Annotated in this window: 1 tRNA gene and 1 rRNA gene; both read right to left on the reverse strand. The window is 57.2% G+C overall.

The window, feature by feature from the left end:
- Nucleotides 1-3: 3 nt before the first annotated feature.
- A tRNA-Ala gene (locus LK536_RS59305) sits at nucleotides 4-76 on the reverse strand.
- 6 nt (nucleotides 77-82) lie between these two features.
- Nucleotides 83-200: ribosomal RNA gene (gene rrf, locus LK536_RS59310) — 5S ribosomal RNA — on the reverse strand.
- Between the last annotated feature and the right edge of the window lie 15 nt (nucleotides 201-215).

A 215-nucleotide genomic window follows, 5' to 3' on the forward strand; every position in this document is an offset into this window, starting at 1 on the left:
GAATGGAGATGGAGAGATTCGAACTCTTGACCCCCTGCTTGCAAGGCAGGTGCTCTCCCAACTGAGCTACACCCCCACGGTAATCTGGCACCCACCTGCTCTCCCATGCCGTCTCCAGCATAGTACCATCGGCCGCTCAGGTCTTAACCATCGTGTTCGGGATGGGAACGGGTGTGTCCCCTAAGCGCATCGGCACCAGAAATCTTTCGTCTTCC

This window comes from Clostridium pacaense (assembly GCF_020709765.2).
In the GTDB taxonomy this organism is placed as follows: Bacteria; Bacillota; Clostridia; order Lachnospirales; family Lachnospiraceae; genus Enterocloster; species Enterocloster hominis.